15 protein-coding genes and 2 pseudogenes are annotated in these 20,218 nt (G+C 76.0%); 8 read left to right on the forward strand and 9 right to left on the reverse strand.

What is annotated here, in order from left to right; all coding sequences use genetic code 11:
* Positions 1-17: 17 nt before the first annotated feature.
* Positions 18-884 carry a DUF4132 domain-containing protein gene (locus tag ABZ924_RS19690; protein ID WP_361911010.1) on the reverse strand — a complete coding sequence of 289 codons (867 nt, stop codon included), beginning with the start codon at positions 882-884 and terminating at the stop codon, positions 18-20.
* A gap of 239 nt (positions 885-1,123) precedes the next feature.
* Between ABZ924_RS19690 and ABZ924_RS19695 the strand changes: the two genes are divergently transcribed.
* Entirely contained in the window at positions 1,124-1,894 is a 771-nt protein-coding gene (locus ABZ924_RS19695; protein WP_361911013.1) for an HNH endonuclease family protein, read from the forward strand.
* Positions 1,891-2,172 (forward strand): hypothetical protein, encoded by a 282-nt coding sequence (locus tag ABZ924_RS19700; RefSeq protein WP_361911016.1) that lies wholly within the window; start codon positions 1,891-1,893, stop codon positions 2,170-2,172. Before ABZ924_RS19695 ends, ABZ924_RS19700 begins: the two co-directional genes overlap by 4 nt.
* 16 nt (positions 2,173-2,188) lie before the next feature.
* On the opposite strand, the gene ABZ924_RS19705 is transcribed toward ABZ924_RS19700, so the two are convergent.
* The 4 genes from ABZ924_RS19705 to ABZ924_RS19720 all read right to left on the reverse strand — a co-directional run bounded on the left by ABZ924_RS19705 (position 2,189) and on the right by ABZ924_RS19720 (position 9,769).
* A complete protein-coding gene (locus tag ABZ924_RS19705) occupies positions 2,189-2,722 on the reverse strand; it encodes a GNAT family N-acetyltransferase (RefSeq protein WP_361911019.1) in 534 nt (177 codons plus the stop codon).
* Positions 2,723-2,772: 50 nt separating this feature from the next.
* The gene (locus ABZ924_RS19710; protein WP_361911022.1) at positions 2,773-4,053 is read right to left on the reverse strand and encodes an alpha/beta hydrolase; all 1,281 of its coding nucleotides are present in this window, start codon (positions 4,051-4,053) and stop codon (positions 2,773-2,775) included.
* A gap of 142 nt (positions 4,054-4,195) precedes the next feature.
* Positions 4,196-5,194 (reverse strand): 2-oxoglutarate and iron-dependent oxygenase domain-containing protein, encoded by a 999-nt coding sequence (locus ABZ924_RS19715; protein ID WP_361911025.1) that lies wholly within the window; start codon positions 5,192-5,194, stop codon positions 4,196-4,198.
* A gap of 1,119 nt (positions 5,195-6,313) precedes the next feature.
* Positions 6,314-9,769, reverse strand: a complete 3,456-nt coding sequence (locus ABZ924_RS19720; RefSeq protein ID WP_361911028.1) for a hypothetical protein — start codon at positions 9,767-9,769, stop codon at positions 6,314-6,316.
* Positions 9,770-9,935: 166 nt separating this feature from the next.
* Here ABZ924_RS19720 and ABZ924_RS19725 point away from each other — a divergent pair, with 166 nt between their 5' ends.
* Positions 9,936-10,955 carry a hypothetical protein gene (locus ABZ924_RS19725; RefSeq protein WP_361911031.1) on the forward strand — a complete coding sequence of 340 codons (1,020 nt, stop codon included), beginning with the start codon at positions 9,936-9,938 and terminating at the stop codon, positions 10,953-10,955.
* Positions 10,948-11,262, forward strand: a pseudogene (locus ABZ924_RS19730) (peptidase inhibitor family I36 protein); the annotation flags it as partial. The gene ABZ924_RS19725 and the pseudogene ABZ924_RS19730, both read left to right, overlap by 8 nt.
* A 122-nt stretch (positions 11,263-11,384) precedes the next feature.
* On the opposite strand, the gene ABZ924_RS19735 reads toward ABZ924_RS19730, so the two are convergent.
* Entirely contained in the window at positions 11,385-12,455 is a 1,071-nt protein-coding gene (locus ABZ924_RS19735; protein ID WP_361911034.1) for a GNAT family N-acetyltransferase, read from the reverse strand.
* Between the two features lie 120 nt (positions 12,456-12,575).
* Between ABZ924_RS19735 and ABZ924_RS19740 the strand changes: the two genes are divergently transcribed.
* On the forward strand, positions 12,576-13,742 hold the full coding sequence (locus ABZ924_RS19740) for a serine hydrolase domain-containing protein (protein ID WP_361911036.1): 1,167 nt from the start codon (positions 12,576-12,578) through the stop codon (positions 13,740-13,742).
* Between the two features lie 29 nt (positions 13,743-13,771).
* On the opposite strand, the gene ABZ924_RS19745 is transcribed toward ABZ924_RS19740, so the two are convergent.
* Positions 13,772-15,169, reverse strand: a complete 1,398-nt coding sequence (locus ABZ924_RS19745; RefSeq protein ID WP_361911039.1) for a M64 family metallopeptidase — start codon at positions 15,167-15,169, stop codon at positions 13,772-13,774.
* A gap of 139 nt (positions 15,170-15,308) precedes the next feature.
* On the opposite strand from ABZ924_RS19745, the gene ABZ924_RS19750 reads away from it, so the two are divergent.
* Positions 15,309-16,670 (forward strand): tetratricopeptide repeat protein, encoded by a 1,362-nt coding sequence (locus tag ABZ924_RS19750; protein ID WP_361911042.1) that lies wholly within the window; start codon positions 15,309-15,311, stop codon positions 16,668-16,670.
* A gap of 166 nt (positions 16,671-16,836) precedes the next feature.
* On the opposite strand, the gene ABZ924_RS19755 is transcribed toward ABZ924_RS19750, so the two are convergent.
* On the reverse strand, positions 16,837-17,103 hold the full coding sequence (locus ABZ924_RS19755) for a DUF6158 family protein (protein ID WP_361911045.1): 267 nt from the start codon (positions 17,101-17,103) through the stop codon (positions 16,837-16,839).
* A 130-nt stretch (positions 17,104-17,233) separates the two neighbouring features.
* Between ABZ924_RS19755 and ABZ924_RS19760 the strand changes: the two genes are divergently transcribed.
* Together ABZ924_RS19760 and ABZ924_RS19765 are read left to right on the forward strand one after the other, a co-directional pair.
* The gene (locus tag ABZ924_RS19760) at positions 17,234-17,848 is read left to right on the forward strand and encodes a TetR/AcrR family transcriptional regulator (RefSeq protein WP_361911048.1); all 615 of its coding nucleotides are present in this window, start codon (positions 17,234-17,236) and stop codon (positions 17,846-17,848) included.
* A pseudogene (locus tag ABZ924_RS19765) lies at positions 17,845-19,155 on the forward strand (MFS transporter); the annotation flags it as partial. The gene ABZ924_RS19760 and the pseudogene ABZ924_RS19765, both read left to right, overlap by 4 nt.
* Here the strand turns inward: ABZ924_RS19765 and ABZ924_RS19770 are convergent.
* Positions 19,138-20,046, reverse strand: a complete 909-nt coding sequence (locus tag ABZ924_RS19770; RefSeq protein WP_361911050.1) for a LysR family transcriptional regulator — start codon at positions 20,044-20,046, stop codon at positions 19,138-19,140. The pseudogene ABZ924_RS19765 and the gene ABZ924_RS19770 sit on opposite strands and share 18 nt — an antisense overlap.
* Between the last annotated feature and the right edge of the window lie 172 nt (positions 20,047-20,218).

Below are 20,218 nucleotides of genomic sequence, written 5' to 3' on the forward strand. Positions count from 1 at the left end.
GGTCGTGGTGCTGGTCATCACGCGTCCTTGCCCTCTTCGATGGTGCGGCCGGCGTAGAGCGCCGCGGCCATGCGCATTCCCTCGGACCAGGCCACCGGTCCGACCTCGGCCAGGGGCACCGCCCGGCCGTCCTCGTCGTGCCAGCTCAGGGCGCCGGTCGTCGTCGTGTCGTCGTAGTACGGCTCGCCGATCCAGACCGCGGCCTCGGTGCCGCGGCCGGTGTCGCGGACGGGGCAGGTGGCGTAGCCCCCGGAGACCCGGTAGCCGAGGCCGGTGGCCCGGGCGGCCAGGGCGAAGCGGTTGGGGAAGGACCCGCCGGCGTAGTCGCGCACCTCCGTCTCCTTGGCGGAGGGGGCCTCGGGCTTGAGCCACGTGGCCCGGTGGATCTGCTCGACGCGCTGCACGATGCCGAGTTCGGCGGCGAAGTCCCGCACGTCGTCCAGGTCCGGCAGCAGCACCGGGTGCGGCAGGGTCACCGTGCGCGGGGAGAGCCGTACGGTCTCGCCGTCGAGGTTGACCACCTTCAGCTCGCCGGCGGCGGTGGCGTCGCGCAGGAAGCCCACCTCGTCCGGATCGTCGCCGACCACGGCGAGGTCGCGCAGCGCGCTGCGCCAGGCCTCGTCCGGCCAGACCCGGGCCAGGAGCGCGGTGGGCACGGGCAGCGAGGACACCATCCAGGTGTCCACCTGGGCGATGCAGGCCGCCTCGTGCCGGTCGAGCCATTCCGCGAGCCGGCGCAGCCGGTCCACCTCGGGGTGGTCGCGCAGCGCCTTGGGCAGGGTCTTCAACTGCCGTCCCGCACTGCGCCCGGTGGCGGACCGCGCCGCCACCCTTCCGTCCACCAGGGCGATCTCGTACCCCTCGCCCGCTGCCAGCCAAGCCATCGTCGCGTGCCTCTCCGCCTGCCCGATCCGAATCCGCGCAGCCTCGGACAGGGCGGAAAAGCCCCCCTGAGCTGCGGTATGCCCGGGAGACTAGCGAGGGCCACTGACAACGCCCGCTGCCGGGCCCGCCGTCGGCGGCGTCCGCCGCGTCACCCGCGCGTGCACCCGAGGTCGAATGTCCGCTTCTGGGTAGGCTTCGCGGGACAGGAGCCGGAGCGGAATCGACTCGGGGTGGGTTCATGGGACGTCAGATACGGGTGCGGGCCGTGGTACTGGCGGTCTCGGTGCTGCTGGCTGCGGGCGGCTGCTCGGGAAGCGGAACGAAGACTGCGGATCCGAAGGCGTCGGCGCCACCGCCCTCCTCCGCACCGCCGACGACCTCCCCGGGCTCGTCCGCAGCGGCGTCACCCACGGCCTCCGTACCGGCCGGTGACGCCAAGCCGGGCGGCGGGGACGTCCTGCCGGGCATGGTCGGGGTGGCAGTCGCCCGGACCCAGCTGGCCGGACTCGAGGTGGCGCCCCCGGGGACGATGGCCGGCTACAGCCGCGCCAAGTTCACGCACTGGGCGGAGCAGGGCGACAAGTGCGACACCCGCGAGGTGGTCCTCGAGCGCGACGGCAAGGACGTGGCACGGGACGCCGAGTGCCGGGCGGTCTCGGGCACGTGGCGGAGCCTGTACGACGGGGTGGTCGTCACCGACGCCTCGAAGATGGACATCGACCACGTCGTGCCGCTCGCGGAGGGCTGGCGCTCGGGCGCCTCCGCCTGGGACGCCGCACGGCGCAAGGCGTTCGCCAACGATCTGACCCACCCCCAGCTGCTGGCCGTCACCGCGGCCACGAACCGCTCGAAGGGCGACCAGAGCCCGGACCTGTGGCAGCCGCCGGACAAGTCGAGCTGGTGCCAGTACGGGCGGGCCTGGACGACGGTGAAGTCCACGTACGGACTGACCGTCACGGAAGCGGAGAAGAGGATGCTGACGACGATGCTGGACACCTGCGCGGCATGACCGGGCGACAGCAGTGGCAGGACCACGTGACGGCCGGGCCGGGCGGGGCGATGACCGACGAGGTCGGCGTCATCACCGGCCCGCTGACCGTGCGCACGACGGCGGTGGCGGGCGGCCTGGCCCGGATCGACGTCCAGTACACCGATGCGGAGGAGTGGTACACGCTGACCGGCAGCCCCGTCGCGCACGGCGGGGCGCCGGCCGCGGTGCACGCGGCGGCGCTCGCCGCGGTACGGGCGGGGCATGCGGCCGAGGCGCCGGCGGGCCCGGGGGCCTAGGACGTCTGCGCGCCCGTCAGGCCTCGTACTCGGTCAGGTCGATGGTGTGGATCTGGAGCAGGTGGCCGTGCTCGGGGTCCTCGATGTCCCGCTCGTGGACCATGCCGAGCTTGCGGATCACGTTCTCGGAGTCCTCGTTGCCCGCCCGGTGGACCGCGATGACCCGGTCCAGGCCGCGGTCCTGGAGGGCGAACTCCAAGGTGGCCTGCGCGGCCTCGGAGGCGTAGCCCTGGCCCCAGTACTGGCGGCCGAGCCGCCAGCGGATGTCCACCGCCGGCATGACCTCCGGCAGGTCCTCGGGCACGGACAGCCCGACCGCGCCGATCAGCTCCCCCGACGCCAGCAGTTCGACGGCGAAGGGCCCGAAGCCCTCCTCGTCCCACTCGTCCTCCCAGCGCTCGATCTCCTCGGCGGTCCGGTCCAGGTCGAGGGTGGAGCCGTCGCCGATCCAGCGCATCACCTCCGGGTCGGCGTTGATCTCCGACAGGGGGACGAGGTCGTCTTCGTTCCAGCGGCGCAGGAGGAGGCGGGGGGTGCGGATCTCGGTCATGCCCCCATCCTGCCGAACGGGGGCCGACCGCGGTAATCGGGGCCTGCGGGTCAGGGGGTGCGCGTGGGGTTGGGGGCGGGGGCGGGGACGTGGAAGCGGACCTCCGGCGCGTCGGCGGCAGGGCCGTCCAGCACCGGCTGGGGCGCTCCCTTGAGGTGCAGGTCGAAGAAGGCTCCCACGTAGCGGCGGGTCAGCTCCAGGGAGCGGTCGCCGGGCAGCGGCGTCATACGGTCCAGCCCGAGCTGGTCACTGAGGACGGGCCAGTCGGTGAAGGTGAAGTGGTGGGAGTCGGCGAAGGTGATCCACCGCTTCCAGCCGTCGAGCCGGGCCCAGTTGTCGTCCCAGTTCGGCCAGTCCGTGCCCGTCCCGCCGGGCACGGTGTCGGACCCGCCGAGCAGCATGAACGGGCGGCCGCCGAGTCCGCCGTCGGGCACGGGCGAGAACAACCCGCCGTCCATGTCGATCCCGGCGCGCACGCGCGGATCGGTGGCCATCACGGCCGCGGCGGCGGAGCCGCCGATCGAGTGGCCCGCCATGGCGATCTTCTTCTTGTCGATCAGGCCGGCGTTGCGCCAGGCCGGACGGTGTCCGGTGAGCTGGTCCAGGAGGAAGGACACGTCGCGGGCCCGGTTGTCCGACACGGCCTTGTAGTCCTTCAGCTCCTTGGCCTTGTCGCAGGCCAGGCAGGTCAGGACGCGCCCGCCGGGGAAGGCGACGGCGCTGGCCTCGTACGCGTGGTCCACGGCGGCGACCACGTAGCCGCGGGAGGCCAGCTCCTCGGCCAGTGAGGTGAGGGTGGCCCGCGGGACCGTGAAGCCGGGGGACAGCACGACGAGGGGGTAGCGGCCCGCGACGGGGCGGGCGCCGGAACGGGCGAACGCCTTCGTGCCGGCCAGGCTCCGGTAGTCCACCTGCTGTTCGAGGCCCCGGGAGACGAGCAGGAGGCGCGCCTCCTCATCGGTGAGGTACGGGCGCACGGGGCCGCCGGTGCCGCGCTGGGCCGGGTAGCGCATGGTCACCATCAGCTCGCGCGGGCCGGAGCCGGCCCAGGGGTCGGTGCGGCTGTGGTCCACCAGGTGGAGGGTCTCCTCGCCGACGGCGAACCGGCCCGTGGGGCGCGGCAGCCGGGGCAGGACCACCCCGGTGGGGGCGGACGGGGAGGCGGCGGGTGCGGAGCGGGCAGCGGGTGCGGAGGCGGCGGCAGGTGCGGCCGGGGGTTCGGCTGCCGCTGCCGGACCGGCGGCGGTCAGCATCAGCGGGAGGAGCAGGGCGGCGCCTAAGGCGGCTGCGGTGGCGGTGGTGCGGCGGCGGCCGCGTGTCGGTCGGTTCATGAGAACGAACCTATGCGCTGGTCAGAGCCTTGATCATCCCCTTGCGGGAGGAGAAGGACTCCGACCGGAGGAGGGTTTCCTCCCTCCCCCGCAGAGAGGAGGCCGGACGGGGGATACCCCGTCCGGCGGACCTCACCGGGCGTCAGGAGACGCTGATCGAGTCCAGTTTCGCCCGCAGGTACGCGTGCGAGTCGACCGGGGCGTGCGCCACGCGCCCGATGGGCGCCGGCAGGGACTCCACGCGGGTGTGCGGGTCGCATTCGTAGAAGTAGACGAGCGAGACGAGCTCCTCGGCGGGGGTGTCCGCAGGCGGCGGCAGCACCCGGTGGCGGCCGGCCCGCCACCGGTCCCCCGTCCAGCGGGCCAGCAGGTCGCCGATGTTCACGGTGAGCGCGGCCGGGTCGTACGGGGCGTCCTGCCAGCCGCCGGCGTCGGTGTGGATCTGGAGCCCGCCCGCGCCCGGCTCGCGGTCGAGGACGGTGACCGTGCCGAAGTCGGTGTGCGGGCCGATGCGGAACTGGCCGGGCAGGGGCGGCCCGACGACCTCGGTGCCCGGGTACCAGTTGAGGTTGAAGCCCCAGGTGGGGTGGCCGGTGTGGCGGGTGAAGTGGTCCGGGGCCAGGCCGAGTGCGGCGGCGAGGAGCTCCAGCAGTTCGTCGGACAGGGCCTGCATCCGGGCGATGTACTCCTCCGCCGGCGGCCGCAGTTCGGGCACCTCGGCCGGCCAGACGTTCGGCCGGAACCACTCGGCGTCGACCGCGGGGTCACCCGTGGGCCGCTCGGCCGCGCAGGACCACGACTCCTTCAGGTCGGGCGGCGAGGCGGTGCCCTCCGCGTAGCTGTTGGCCTCGGCGCCGGGGCCGAGCCAGCCGCGGCCGCCGACGGCGACCGCGTACGGCTCCTTGACCGCGGCGGGCAGCCGGAAGAAGGCACGGGCCGCGGCGCGGATCCGCGCGGCCAGCCGGGGATCCACCCCGTGCCCGGTGACCAGCAGGAACCCGGCGACCTGCAGGGCCTCGTCGACCTCCGCGGCGATCCGCTGCCGGGCAGCCGGATCGCCCGACCGCCACGGCCCGAGGTCGATCACGGGAACCGGGTACTGCGCGTGCGGGGGCCGGGGTGCGGGTGCGGAACTCGCCATGGGGAACCTGCCTTTCGAGCGGTACGGGGCGGGTGTCGGCGTCCGCCCCCGAGGCTATCGCCGGCGACGGGGACAAGGCGCCGGAACCGGACACGCGTCGACCCGACGAAACAGCCGGCGGCCGAAGCCTGGCAAGGCCGGACGGCCGGCGCAGCCGACCGGGTCCGGCCGCAGGCGGGCGCAGCCGGGCAGGCAGAGGGCGGCGGCCTTGCAGGCGCAGCCGGGCGGCCACAGCCGCAGGCAGGCAGAGGCCGGCGCCGCCAAGGCCGAAGGCCGGCGCGGCCCAGGCCGGAGGCCGGCTCGGCCGGGCGGGCGCAGCCGCAGCCGCAGGCGGGGTGGCCCGGGTAAGCACAGCCTCAGGCAGCGCAGCCGGGCAGGCGCAGCCGTGCAAGCGCAGCCGTGCAAGCGCAGCCGCAGACAGGCGGCCAGAGGCCGATGCAGCCAAGGCCGGAGGCCGACGCGGCCGGGGCCGGAGGCCGCGCGGCTGGGGCCGGAGGCCGGCGCGGCCAGAGGACCGGCGCGGCCAGGCGGGCGCAGCCGCAGGCGGGGGGCCGGTGGGCCGGTGGGCGCAGCCTCAGGCAGCGCAGCCGGGCAGGCGCCGGGGCCGGAAGCTGACACGGCCGGGGCCGGAGGCCGGAGGCAGGCAGCCAGAGGCCAGCGATGCCGAAGCCGAAGGCCGGCTGGGCGAAGGCCCGAGGCCAGCGCGGCAAAGGCCGGCGCAGCCAGAGGGCCGGCGCAGCCAGGCAGGCGCAGCCGCAGGCAAGCGGCCGGAGGCCGACCGTCCAGAGGACCGGCGCGGCCGGGCGGGCGCAGCCGCAGCCGGGGTGGCCGGGTGGGCGCAGCTCAGGCAGGCGCAGCCGGGCAGGCGCAGCCGGGCAGGCGCAGCCGGGCAGGCGCAGCCGGGCAGGCGCAGCCGGGCGGGCGCAGCCGGGCAGGCGCAGCCGGGCGGGCGCAGCCGGGCAGGCGCCGGGGCAGGCACAGCCGGGCAGGCGGCCGGAGGCCGGCGCGACCAAGGCCGGAGGCGGGCGCGGCCGGGCGGGCACAGCCGCAGGCAAGCGGCCGGAGGCCGGCACGGCCGGGGTCGGAGGCGGGCGCAGGTGGGGTGGTCGGGTGGGGGCGTCAGGGGTGTTCCAGGCCGGTGCAGGGTGGGGAGTACGGGACGTACGGGAGGTGGGCGGACCACTGGGCGCGGGTGATGCGCGGGCCGGTGTGTGCGCACGCCCCCGCGATGGTGCGGGCCAGGTCGGTCCCCGACAGCCGGAGGGTCGTGTCGAAGCCGCCGGAGGCGAGGACCGCGCCGTCGGGGCTGAACGCGGCCGAGCTGACGGCGGTGGCGTGCCCGCTGAGCGTGGCCAGCAGGCCCGGGTGGGCGGGGCGGCCCACGCTCCACAGGCGGACCGTGCGGTCGTCGCTCGCGCTGGCGAGGCTGCGCCCGTCGGGGCTGAAGGCGACGGAGCCGACGACGTCGGTGTGGCCGGTGAGGGTGGCCAGCAGGGCGGGCCGCCGCGGATCGGCGGTGCTCCACAGCCGGACGGGGTTGCGCCCGCCGCCCGCGGAGGCGAGGACGGTGCCGTCCGGGCTGAAGGCCACCGAGAACACGGCGGTGTCGTGGCCCTCCAGGACGGTCGAGGCGCCGGGCCGGCGCGGATCCGCCACCTCGGTGAGCCGGACGGTGCGGTCCTCGGCCGCGCTGGCGAGCGTACGGCCGTCCGGGCTGAAGACGACGGCGCGGACGGCGTCGCGGTGGCCGGCGAGCCGCGCGAGGAGCGCGGGGCGGGCGGTGTCGGTGACGTCCCACAGGCCGACGCTGCCGTCGGTGCCGGAGGTGGCGAGCGTACGGCCGTCCGGGCTGTAGGCGAGGGCGCGTACGTCGCCGCTCTGCCCGGTCAGCGAGGCGAGGACGGCCGGTCGGGCCGGGTCCGCCACGTCCCACAGCCGGACGGTGCCGTCTGCCGAACCGGTGGCGAGCGTACGGCCGTCGGGCCGGTAGGCCACCGTGCGGACGTCGTCGCCGTGCCCGCCGAGGACGGCCTCTTCGACGGGGCGGTCGGTGCCGTTCATCCGCCACAGCCGGGCGGTGTGGTCCCCGCTCCCGGTCGCCAGCTGCCGGCCGTCGGGGCGGTAGGCGAGGGCGAGGACCTCCTTGGGGTGGGCGGGGGTCACGGTCATCAGCGTGCTGACCAGGCTGTCGCGGGTCTTGGCGGTGGGCGAGAGGCGGTACGCGGTCAGGCCCAGCTGGACGGCCAGCCCGGGCTCGGTGTCGGTGAGCCCGGGCACGCTGTCGGCGAGGTTCTGCGCGACGGCGTCGTTGCGCTGCCGGGTGACCTCGGCCCCTGAGCGCACGGCGCTGGCGGTGGCGGCCCCCGCCACCGCCACGAGGGCGGCGAGCAGGGCGACCAGGTAGCCCAGGCGGCGGGCGCGGCGCCGGGCGGAGCTGTCGGCCGCGGCCTCGGCCGCCGCGCTCGCGTCCAGGAACGCCCGTTCGGCGGCGGTCAGTCCGGCGGCCCGGGTCGCGGCGAGGTCGCGGGCCAGGGCGAGGCGCGGCCCGCGGTAGAGGGCTCCGGGGTCCCGGCCGAGGCGCTCCCACGCGTGGGCGGCGTCGGTGAGGCGGCGGTGCAGCCGCAGGCGTTCGCGGTCCTCGGTCAACCAGCCGCGCAGCCGGGGCCAGGCGCGGATGAGCGCCTCGTGGGTGAGCTCGACGCGGCCGTGGTCGAGGGTGAGCAGCCGCAGCCTTGCGGCGCGGGCCAGGACGGTGGCGGTATCGGCGTCCCGGTCCAGCTCCTCGCGGGCGACGGGGCGCTTGGTGTCCTCCGTGCCCTCGCCGAGGGCGATGAGGTGGACGAAGATCTGCTGGGCCAGGAGGCGCTGACGGCCCGTGAGGGAGGTGTACAGGGCCTCGGCGGACTGGGCGAGCGCGCCCTCGAACCCGCCCGCGGCGCGGAAGCCGTCGAGGGTCAGGGCGGCGCCGCGGCGGCGGCGCCAGGTCTCGAGGAGGGCGTGCGAGAGCAGGGGCAGGGCGCCGACCCGGCCGTGCGCGTGGGCCACGAGCGTGGCCTGGAGGGCGCCTTCGACGGTGAGACCGGCCCGCCGGGCCGGCTCCACGACGGCGCGGCGCAGCTCGGCCGCGGTCATGGGCCCGACGACGACCTGCGCGTCGCGCAGGACGGGTACGAGCGGGGCGTGGCGGGTGCAGTGCGCGTAGAAGTCGGCGCGCACGCCGAGCACGACCCGGCACCGGGCCCCGGCCCGCCGGACGGGCTCGACGAGCGCGGCGATGAACCGCTCCCGCTCGGCGGCGTCGGCGCACACGGTGAACACCTCCTCGAACTGGTCGAAGACCAACACGAGCTCCCGCCCCCGAGCACCGCCCCGGCCCCCGGGCCAGGAATCGCCCCCAGGCGCGGGCCCGGGATCGCCCTCGGGCCGGGGCACCGACTCCGACCCCCACTCGGACTCAGCCCCCGGCTCGCACCCGGGCCACGGATCAACCCCCGACGCGAAGCCGGCCTCGACCCCGCCCCCGGACAGGACCTCGGGCCCGCCCCCAGGCGCGGGATCACCCTCGGACCGGGGCCCCGGCTCCGACTGCCGGTCGGACTCAGCCCCCGGTTCGCACCGGGGCCGGACCCTGGAACCGGACCGGCCCCCGGGCCACGGATCAACCCCCGGCGCGAAGCCGGCCTCAACCCCGCCCCCGGCCGAGGACTCAGGCCCGCCCCCAGGCGCGGGCCCGGGATCGCCCCCGGGCCGGGGCGCCGGCCCCGACCCCCACTCGGGCTGAGCCCCCCGCTCGAACCGGGGCCGAACCCCAGCACCGGCCCGGCCCCCGGACCACGGAACGGCCCCCGGCGCGAAGCCGGCCTCGACGCCGCCCCCGGGCGCGGGCTCGGGCCCGTTCTCCGGCCCGGGCTCCGGGGCGTGCCGGGGTCGGGCGCCCGGCTCCGATTCCCGTTCGGGGTCGGAGGCGCTCCGCTCGGGCCCCGGGGCGAGGGCTTGCCTGAGTCGGGTCAGGGGGTGCGGGCCCGGGGTGAGGACGTGGACCTCCGCGTCCTCGGCCAGGCGGGGCAGCAGGCCCGCGTGCAGGAGGGAGGACTTGCCGGCTCCGGAGGCCCCGACGAGGACCACGACGCGGTGCCGCGCGAGGGCGGCGAGGAGGTCCTCGACCAGCCGCTCCCGGCCGAAGAACCGGTCCGCGTCCTGGGCCCGGAACGCCGACAGCCCCACGTACGGGACGAAGCCCTCGGGGCCACCGTCCTGCCGGGCGGCCGGTTCCGCACCCGCCGCCGGGGAACCGGAAGGCGCCCCGGCGGCGAGTTCGGCCGCGGCGGCGTGCCAGCGGCGCTCCCACCGGTCCGTGTCGCCGCCGCAGGCGCGGACGTAGGACAGCGTCACGTCCAGGGTCGGCAGTCTGCGGCCGGCCGCCGCCTCGGACAGGGTCGCCACCGAGTAGTGGGCGCGGGCCGCCAGCCGGCGGTAGGGCGGGGAGCCGGCCTCGTGGCGCAGGCGGCGCAGCTCCGCGGCGAACCGCAGCAGCGTTCCGTCGTCGCCTTCCAGCGGGCGTTCCTTGCGGGCCATGCCGTGTCCCTTCCCCGCCCGCTCCGTTTCGTGCCCCCCGCAAGGGATTGTTCGGCAGTTGTTTGTTCGGCCCGGCCGCCCCGACGCCGAACAACGGATCCCCGCTAGACCTGGTCCTCGGCAGGCGAGGAGCGAGGCGCGAGGCGCAACAGGAGGGAGCCCGGCCGTGGAACGACACCGGCACGCACACCGACACCGTGCGGCCCTGGCCGCGGCCTGTGCGGCGGCCGCAGCCGTACTGGCCCTGGCGGGCTGCGGCCCGGACCGCTCCGGGGAGGCGGGTACCGCCCGCGAACCGAGCGCCGCCGAGCGGCGGTTGCTGGCGCGGGCCGAGGAGGTCCTGATCAGCCGCTGCATGGGCGAGCGGGGGTTCGCGTACGCCGTCACGGAGGCCCCGGACCCGGAGGACGAGGGGGCCCGCTCCTTCCCGTACGCGGTGGACGACGTGGCCTGGGCACGGGCCCACGGCTACGGCGGCCGCGAGGAGCGCCGCGCGGCGCAGGCCCGGCAGGCCGACCCCAACCAGCGGTACTTCCGGCAGCTGCCGGCGCCCCGGCGCGCGGCGGCCCGCACCGCGCTGATGGGCCCCTCCCCCGAGGGGCTGTCCGTGAAGGCGCCCACCGGGATGACGATCACCGCGTCCACCCGGGGCTGCACCGCGCAGGCGCAGCGGACGCTCTACGGCGATCTGGCCACCTGGTTCCGCGTCAAGGTCGTCACCATGAACCTGCGGCCGGTGCGCGAGGCGCGCGTGCGCGAGGACCCTCGGTACGCGGACGCGGTCGCGCAGTGGTCCGCCTGCATGGCGGCGGCGGGCCGACCCTACGCCACCCCGGACGCCTCCCGGCAGGCCGCGGCCGGCTACCGGGCGGCCCTGCCGCCGGCCGAGGCGGACGCGGCCGAGGCCGAGTTGGCCGTCGTCGAAGCGACCTGTGCGACCGGCACCCCGCTGGCCCGGGTCTCCCGGTCCCTGGACCACACCTACGGCGAGGACCTGCGTGCGCAGCACGGGGAGGACCTCGCGCTGAGGTGGCGGCTCCAGACCGGCGCGCTGCCGAGGGCGCAGCGCGTCACCGCAACCCCAACCCCAACCCCAACACCAACACCAACACCAATCCCAAGCCCGATCCCAGCCCCAAGCCAGATCCCAACCGGGAACGAGACCTCTGGAGGGTCCCATGCGTAAGTTCCGCACCCTGCTCGCCGTCGGCACGCTCACCGCTGCGCTGCTGGCCGTCCCCGCGACCGTGACCACGGCGGGTGCCGCCACGGCCGACGCCTCCGGCGTGGCCGCGGACGGCAACTACTGGGTCTGGGAGCACACCAACCGCGGCGGCGCCTCCTGCGGCTGGAGCGGCAACGACGCCGACTGGCGCACCTGTGGGTCCAGCGGCACGTTCAACATGAACGACAAGGCCTCGTCCTGGTGGAACAACGGCTACGGCGGCTCCCTCGGGGACGTCCGCGTGTACGAGGACATCAACTACGGCGGCGCCTCCACCTGTGCCCCGAACGGCTCGCCGGCAACATCCCGTGGGAGTGGAACGACCGGATCTCCTCCCACAAGTGGGTCACGAACTGCGGCTACTGACCCGCCGGCCCCCGGTCGGGGGCGTCACCCCCGCGCCGGGCGCAGGGCGTACCGGACGGCGCCGTCGCCGGCTCCGGTGCGCTCGAAGCCCGCCCGGCGCAGCACCGCGTGGGAGGGTGCGTTGCCCTCGTCCACCGAGGCGCGCAGTGCGGTCAGGCCGGGCTGCCCGAAGGCCCAGGCCGTCAGGCCACGCAGCGCCTCGGTGGCGTAGCCGTTGCCCCGGGCCGACGGGACGAGGTCGTAGCCGACCTCCGCCTGCCCGTCGGCGTCGGGGGCGGCGTGGAAGCCGATCCCGCCGATGGCGCGGCGGTCGTGCGTGCGGACGACGGCGTACGGGCCCCACCCGGGGCGGTACGCACCCTCCTCGTACGCCTTGGCCGCCATGCCGGAGGCGGCCCGGGTGCCGTCGAAGGGACCGTCCTCGGCCCAGGCGAAGCCGCCGGTGCCGCCGGCGGCCAGGTCGGCGGCGAGGTCGGGGGAGATCGCGCAGAGCACGACGCGGTCGCCGGCCGGGACGGGGTCGGCGTACCAGCGCCAGACGGTCTGGCGGGGCAGGTCCGCGAGGTCGGCGCGGCCCGTGGCCCACAGCAGGGTCGTCCAGGGGGCGGCGTCCCGCGGGACGTGCGGGAAGAGCCGGTCCAGGGCGTGCTCGCACAGCTCCGCTTCGGGCTCGAAGCCCCGTACGCCGAGGCCTTCGAGGATGTCGTGGGTGTGCAGCAGGGTCTCGACGACGCCCATCGCGGCGAAGCCGTCGGCGTCGGACGTGCCGTACGGGTGCCAGGCCCGGTCGTCCGGGTCGGCCGCGGAGACGGCGGCGGTCAGCTTGCGGCCGGCGGCCTCGATGGCGTCGATCACGACGGAGGGCGCGGCGCCGGGGGCGGTGTAGCGCTCGATCGGGGTGGACCCGTCGGCGATGCGCTCGCTGATCCTGGTGCCGTAGACGATGAAGTCGTTCACCACGTGCACGGCCGTTTCGTGACAGCTCCACTCCAGGCCGGCCGCCGGCACCGACCAGTCGAGGTGCGCTGCGGCGCGCAGGGCCTGCACGGTGAGGGAAACGGCTCGGTCGATGGCGTGGGTACCCGTGATCGTCATGGAGGGAACCCTAGGATGCGGCACGGGCCCTGGCCAGGCGATTTCCGACGGACTCCGGCCGCGGGCCCGGCAGCTGACGCACTGGCGGCGGAAAACCGACGGCGGAAGGAGGCGGTGGTGATGACCGGTCTGCGCGAGGTCCTGGAGCCGTTCGTGGACAGCGGGGCGCTGCCCGGGGCGGTGGGTCTGGTGGCCCGCGGCGGGCGGGTGGAGGTGGAGGCCGTCGGATCGGCCGATGCGGAAGGGTCCGCGCCGATGGTCCGGGACTCGGTCTTCCGGGTCGCCTCGCTGACGAAGCCGGTCATCGCCGCGGCGGTGATGATGCTGGCCGAGGAGGGTCGGTTCGCGCTGACCGACCCGGTCGGGCCGTGGCTGCCCGAGCTGGCCTCGCCGGTGGTGGTGCGCACGCCGGCCGGCCCGGTCGACGACGTGGTGCCCGCGACCCGCCCGATCACCGTGGCCGACCTGCTCACCTTCCGGGCGGGGATCGGGTTCCCGGACGACTTCACCCTTCCGGCGGTCGCCCTGCTGTTCACCGAGCTGAAGCAGGGGCCGCCGCAGCCGCAGCAGGTCCCGGCGCCGGACGCGTGGATGAAGGCCCTGTCGCGCATTCCGCTGCTCCACCAGCCGGGCGAGGCCTGGCTGTACAACACGTGCTCGGACATCCTGGGCGTGCTGATCGCCCGGGTGTCGGGGAGCCCCCTGCCGGTGTTCCTCGAGGAGCGGATCTTCGAGCCGCTGGGCATGGCCGATACCGGGTTCTCGGTGCCGGCCGCCGATCTGGGGCGGTTCACCTGGTGCTACCGGGCCGCCTCCGGGGCCGGGGGTGCGGGGCTGGAGCTGGTGGACGCGCCCGACGGGCAGTGGAGCGTCCCGCCCGCCTTCCCCTCCGGGGCCGGCGGGCTGGTCTCGACGGTCGACGACCTGTACGCCTTCCAGCGGATGCTGCTCGCCGGGGGCGCCCTGGAGGGCGAGCGGGGCCGGCTGCTGGCGGAGGAGTCGGTGCAGCGGATGACCACGGACTGGCTGACGCCCGACCAGCGCGCCGGCGCCGAGCTGTTCCTCGAGGGGCAGGGCTGGGGGTTCGGCGGCTCGGTGGACGTGGAGGTCCGCGCTCCGTGGAACGTGCCGGGGCGCTACGGCTGGATCGGCGGCACCGGAACGGCGGCCCACATCACCCCGTCCACCGGCACCGTCGCCATCCTGCTCACGCAGGTGGAGCTGGCCGGCCCGACCCCGCCGCCCGAGGCGATGCAGGCGTTCTGGAGGTACGCGGCCGGGGCCTGACCCCGGCCGCGCCGCTCACCGCGTACCTGCTAGAGCCGGACGTTCCAGTCGACGGTGGAGCGCAGGGTGCGGGCGATCTGCGGGTCGCGGACCGCGTCGGTGCGGTCCTCGACGGCCACCGAGAGCTTGTGGGTGCGCAGGTCGAGCAGCCACAGCTCGGCCACGGCGACCTCGGTCCGGCCGGCGAACCGCTTCAGCTCCCGGCCGTCGAGGTACCAGCGGACGTCCAACTGCCGCCCGTCCGGGGCGGCGAGCCGGGGCACGGACACCTTCGCGGTGTGCGGCAGGCGCAGGGTGCGGGTGGTCGGGGTGAGGGCGGTGGCGGGCCGGGCGTGCTGGTAGAAGCCGGCGATCATCGCCTCGGCTCCGGGCAGGTTGAAGGGCTTGCCGAGCACGCGCATGATCGAGTTGTCGGTGGGCCGGTAGAGGCCGGTGACGTAGTAGCCGCCGCCCTCGTACGCGCCGACGGTGGTGCCGTCGGGTGAGGGGGCGCCGAGCCAGCGGTACCACTTGGTGCGGTCGGCGGCCATCCGGTCGGCGGTCAGCGTGGAGCTGTTGGACTCGCCGGGCTCGGGGCCCTCGTACTTCTCGTAGCCCGGGGTGTCGGGGTAGAAGTACTCGTCGGCGAGCTTGCCGAGGGAGTGGCCGGTCTCGTGGATGGCGACCTGGCCGGACTTGGCGTTGCCGGCGGAGGCGGTGGAGATGCCCTCGTAGCCGAGCGTGGGGCTCTTCTCGTTGTAGCCGGCGCCGCCGTACTTGGTGCTGTTGGCCAGGACCAGGACGAGGTCGGCGGCAGGGGCCTTCGCCACGTACGCGTCGACCTTCGGCTGGTCGATGCAGAGCAGCCGCTCGATGTCCTCGCACCAGAAGTACGAGCCGAGCGCGGTGTCGCGGACGGTGTCGCGGGCCGGGTCGCCGGTGACGCCGGAGTCGTGGGAGACGGCGTCGACGGTCCAGACGTTGAACAGGCCGCGGTACGTGGAGTAGGGCTCGACGGCGGCGATCTCGGCCCATTTGGCCTTGGCGTCGGCGTGGAAGCGGTCCAGTTCGCCGGCGGTGTAGCCGTCGCCGACGACGACGATGTCGAGCCGGTCCGCGGTCGGGCCGTTGTCGACGAGCTTGGTGACCTGGCCGTCGGCGGCGCGCTCCGCCTCCGACAGGCGGGCGCCGGTCTTGGCCCGGCCGCCGGCGGCGCGGACCCGGGTGTGGCCGGATCCGGCGGTGGCGCCGTCCTGCGGGCCGGGTATCTCGACGAGGGGCCCGGTTCCGGTACCGGCTGCGGTTCCGGCTGCCGGCGACGACGCGGCCGGTGTGGGTACGGGCACCGGTGCGGCGGTCGCGCCGGCGGGGCCGGCGGCCAGCAGCAGCGCGGTCGCGCCGGCGGCGGCGAGGGCCGCGCGCAGGGCGGTGCGGACGGCTGAGTCCATGAAGTCATCCCCCGGGGAAGGAAGTTAAGCAGTCGGATAAGCAGATTGAACCGGCTGCTTAACGTAGGGGCCGCCCGGGGCGTGCGCAATGGGCTGCCGCCCCTGAATACTGGGCCGTTGGAACCACCAGGGGGTCTGCATGGACGAACCGGCCGAGATCGGCCGCAGGGTTGCCCGCATCCGCGCCGAACGCGGGCTGACACAGCGGGCGTTGGCCGAGCCCTCGTACACCCCGGCCTACGTCTCGACGCTGGAGGCGGGCAAGGTCCGCCCCTCCGAGACCGCGCTGCGCTTCCTGGCCGGGCGGCTGGGCGTCTCGTACGAGGAGCTCGCCACCGGGCGCCCCGCGCACCTCGCCACCGAACTGCGGCTCGCGCTCACCGACGCCCAGCAGACGCTGGCCACCGGGGACGCCGCCGAGGCCGCCGGCCTCTACCGGCGGCTGCTGGCCGACGCGCGCGGACTGGGTCTGGAGCCCGAGCAGGCGGAGGCGCTGCTCGGGCTCGGCGACTGCGCGCTGGAGTCCGGCGAACTGGGCGCGGCCATCGCCCACTTCGAGGAGGCCGAGCGGCTGCTCGCCGACGAGCCGCTGCCCCGGCGGGCCCGCCCCCTGCGCGGCCGCGCCGTCGCCCATCTCCTCGCCGGGGAGCTGCGCTACGCCTGCTACCTGCTGGAATCGGCCATCGACGAGCTGAACGCGAGCGGGCTCGCCGATCCCGAGGCCCTGGTGCTGCTCTATGCCGCGGTGATCGGGCCCTACATCGACATGGGCGCCCATGCCCGCGCCGCCCACGCCGCCGAACTGGCCCTGGCGCTGGCGCCGCGGGTCGACGACCCGGCGCTGGTGGCGGGGATGCACCGGCAGGTCGCGCGCACCTTCCTCGCCGCGGGGCGCCCGGCCGACGCGGACGCCTCACTGGCCAAGGCCCAGGCGATCTACCGGCAGCTGCGGCTGCGGACCGATCTCGCGCACTGCCACTGGATGCGGGGCTACGTACAGGCGCAGAACGGCGAGCTCGCGGCGGCGGAGGCCGAGTTGCGCACGGCCCGGGACATCCTGGCGGCCCGGCGCGCCACCCTGTACACGGCGCAGGTGGAGGTCGAACTCGCGGACGTACTGCGGCGGCTGGGCCGGGGTGCGGAGGCGGCGCAGCTGCTGGCGGGGGTGCTGGAGCTCGGCGACAGCCGCGGGGCCGTGCACGCGGGCGGCGCGCACCGCCTGCTCGGGCTGATGGCGGAGGAGCGCGGGGAGACCGCGGCGGCCGAGCGGCACTACCGGCAGGCGCTGGCGCTGCTGGAGCGCAGCGGGGCCAGCGGCGATCTGGCGGACCTGTGCCGGCTGCTGGGCGACCTGCTGCGGCGCACCGGTCGGACGGAGGCGGCGCTCGATGCGTACCGGACCGGCCTCGGGCACCGCGCGGCCCCGGGGACGACCACGCTGGGCCCGGCGCCGACGGCGCCGCCGGCTGTCCTCGGGGGCGGCCAGGTCCGGCCGGACTGAACGGCCCGCCCGGCGGGCGGACGGGCGGGACGGGCGGGCCGGTCAGGCCGGTCGGCGTCCCGGCCCGGACGGTCGGCCGGGCCGTGCGGGCGGGCTGGCCGGCTGGGCGGCTGGGCGGTGGTCCCGGACAGGTCGGCCGGGCGGGCCGCTCCGGCCGCGGTGCGGGTCAGGTGCCGTCCGGCTTGTCCTGGTCCGAGCCGGTGCGGGCGCGGGCGCCGGTGCGGGTGCGGCCCGCCGTCTGGGCGCGCTGCGGGTGCCGGCGCACGTACTCGTGCTCCAGCTCGTTCATCCGCTGCGTGTGGGTGACCAGCGCATCGTCCGACCCGTGCAGCAGGGTCTCGTGGCGGGTGCGGTGGATGGCCTCCAGCTCCTTGAGCAGCCTGCCCTCCTCCAGCTCGCGCGCCGACGGACCGCCGCTCTCGTGCACCACCATGGCCGCTCTCCCTCCTCCTCGCCGGTCGTATCCGGGCCCGTTCTCCATCATCCCCTTCGCGTCGGCTTTCGGCCGGATGAGCCCGCACCTGCGAGTAGACACTGTCTACCCCGACTGGTAGACAGTGTCTATGGATCATGGAATCCCGCTCCGCGAGCGGCTGATCGACGTCGGCGTGGAGCTCGTACTGACCGAGGGGACCGGCGCACTCGGGCTCCGGGAGATCGCCCGTCGGGCCGGGGTCTCGCACGGCGCGCCCCGCCGCTGGTTCCCCACCCACCACGCCCTGCTCTCGGCGATCGCCCACCGCGGCTTCGCGGACCTCGCCGGCCGGTTCGCGGCCGCGACCGCGGGGACGGGGGCGGGGTCACCGCGGGAGCAGGTGCGGGCCCTCGCCGGCGCCTACGTGGGCTACGCGCTGGAGCACCGCGGCATGTTCGAGCTGATGTTCCGCCACGACCTGCTGGACAGCACCGGTCAGCAGGACACCGGGCAGCCGCGGCTGCGCGACTCCACCCAGCCGCTGTTCCGGCTGCTGGTCTCCCTGGTGTCGCGCTGCCGCGAGGACGGGGACGGGGACGCCGAGGTCATCGCCGCGGCGCTGTGGGCCGGGCTGCACGGCACGGCCCAGCTGTGGGGCTGGGGCAGTCTGCCGCTGGCCCTCGGCGACGGCCGGGAGGAGCTCGTCGGGCGGATCGTCGATGCGGTCCTCGACGCCCACCTCGGACGGGCGGCGGACGCGTGAGGCACCGGATCGTCCTCCTCGTCAGCGTCGGCGGCGCCGTGCTCGTCGCCCTCGACGGCACGGTGCTGAGCGTGGCGCAGCCCCGTCTGGCCCGGGACCTCGGGGCGGGCGTGGCGCAGGTGCAGTGGACCAGCACCGCCTACCTGCTGTGCGTGGCCGCGTTCCTGGTCATCGCCGGGCGTCTCGGCGACCGGTACGGGCACACCCGGCTGCTCGTCACCGGTGTCCTCGGCTTCGCCGCTACCTCGATGGGGATCGCGCTCGCGCCGGGGATCGGCTGGGTGATCGCCCTGCGGGCCGCGCAGGGGGTCTTCGGCGCACTGCTCCAGCCGGCGACGCTGGCGCTGCTGCGGCTCTCGTACCCGGCCGACCGGCTGGCCGGGGCGGTGGCCGTGCGGACCAGTGCCATCGGGGTGGCCGCGGCGGCCGGGCCGCTGCTCGGCGGGCTGCTGGTCGCGCAAGCCGGCTGGCGGTCGGTGTTCGTGCTCAACGTGCCGATCGCCGTGGCCATCGCCGTGCTCGCCCTCGCCGTACGGGTTCCGGCCGCCGACCGGAGCGCGGGTGGCGGTACCGGCGGGCCGCGGCCGGAGCTCGCCGGTGCGGCGCTGCTGGCGGCGGCCTTGGCCGTCCTCGTGCACGCGCTGGCCGGTGTACCGGCCCACGGCTGGACCTCGGGGCGGACCGTGCTCGGGCTCGCCGGGGCCGCCGGACTCGCCGTGCTGCTCGTACGGAGCGAACGCCGCTCCGCGGCACCGCTCGTACCGGCCGCGGTGGCGCGGTCCGTGCCCGTCTCGGCGTCGATGGCGCTGCTGCTGTGCGTGTCCGGTGGCATGTTCGGGGCGCTGTTCACCGCGACGTTCCTGCTCCAGGAGCGGCGGGGGCTCGACCCGCTGGCCACCGGCCTGCTCGTGCTGCCGCTGACCGCCTGCATGGTGGCGGGGGCGCCGGTGGCCGCGCGGCTGCTGCAGCGCCACGGCCCGCGGAGGACAGCGCTCGGCGGAACCGCCTTGGTCGTGGCCGGCGTCGCGGGGCTCCAGGCCTGGTCCGGGCCATGGGTGACGGCGGCGTTCGCGGTGCTCGGCGCGGGGTTCGCCGCCGTCATGGTGACCGCGACCGGGACGGTGGTCGGGGACGCACCGCCCGGCTGCGCGGGGGTCGTCGGCGGGCTCAAGCAGACCGCGATGAACGTGGGGCCGACGCTCGGCATTGCCGTGGCCGCGGGGGCCGGCGGCTCGGCGGGGGCTCTGCTCGGGCCGGCCGCCCTGGCCGCGGCGGGGCTGCTCGCGGCCTCAGCCCTGCCGCGCGGCGCGCGCCGTGCAGCTGCGGGCAACGTCGTCGGCGAAGGTTCTGGCCAGCGGCGCGAGGGCGGCCCAGCGGCGGACGGCCCAGCCGACCGCGAGGGGCGGCAGGCCGGGGATCGGGACGAGGCGCAGCGGGCCGCCGGTCCCGGGTACCTGCCAGCCGGGCAGCGCGGGCACGACGGCGTGGCCCAGGCCCAGTTCGGCGAGTAGCAGGGCGGTGTCCCAGTCGGCCACGCTGGTGTCGGACCGGATCCTGATGCCGGCCTCCGCGAAGGCGGCGTCGAGGTGGGCGCGTGAGGTGGAGTTCTCGGGGAGCCGGATGTGGCGGATGCCGGCCAGGTCGGCGGGGTCGATGCGGTGCCGGGCGGCGAGGGGGTCGTCGGCGCCGACGGCGAGCACCCAGGGCAGCTCCATGACGGGGCGCTGCTCGATGCCGCGCACGGGCCGGCCGATGGTGATCCAGGCGAGGTCCAGGTCGTCGGCGGCGAGGGCGTCGAAGCAGCTGCGGCTGGAGTTCTCGGTCTGGAACTCCAGGCTGACGCCGGGGTGTCGGCGGCGGAAGTCCACGACCGCCTCGGACATGAAGTGCCGTACGGTCGTCGCCCCGGTGGTGATGCGCACCGAGCCGGTGTCCCCGCGGACGAGCTCGTCGAGGCGGCGCAGCGCCCCGTCGAGGCCGGCGATGCCGTCGGCGGCGGCCGCCTGGAGGATACGGCCGGCCTCGGTGGGGACGACACCGCGGGCGTGGCGCTCCAGCAGGCCGGCGCCGGTCTGCTTCTCCAGGCGGCGGACGTGTTGGCTGACCGCGGACTGGGTGCAGCCGAGGTCGCGGGCGACGGCGCTGAGGCTGCCCGCCCGGCAGACGGCCACGAAGACGCGGAGATCGTCGAGAGTCATGGGATCCAAGCTACGGCTTGGGTGTTGATAGGAAACCGGAGGATTGACTTGGGTTTCCGGGTGAACAACGATCGTTCACGGGTCCCAGGGCGGCAACCCGTCCCCGTCAGGGCCATGGTCCGGACCCCGGGCGCCGACGGCGACGGGTGCCGACCCGCTCACACACGACGAG

The organism is Streptomyces sp. NPDC046876 (assembly GCF_040645035.1).
GTDB lineage: Bacteria > Actinomycetota > Actinomycetes > Streptomycetales > Streptomycetaceae > Streptomyces.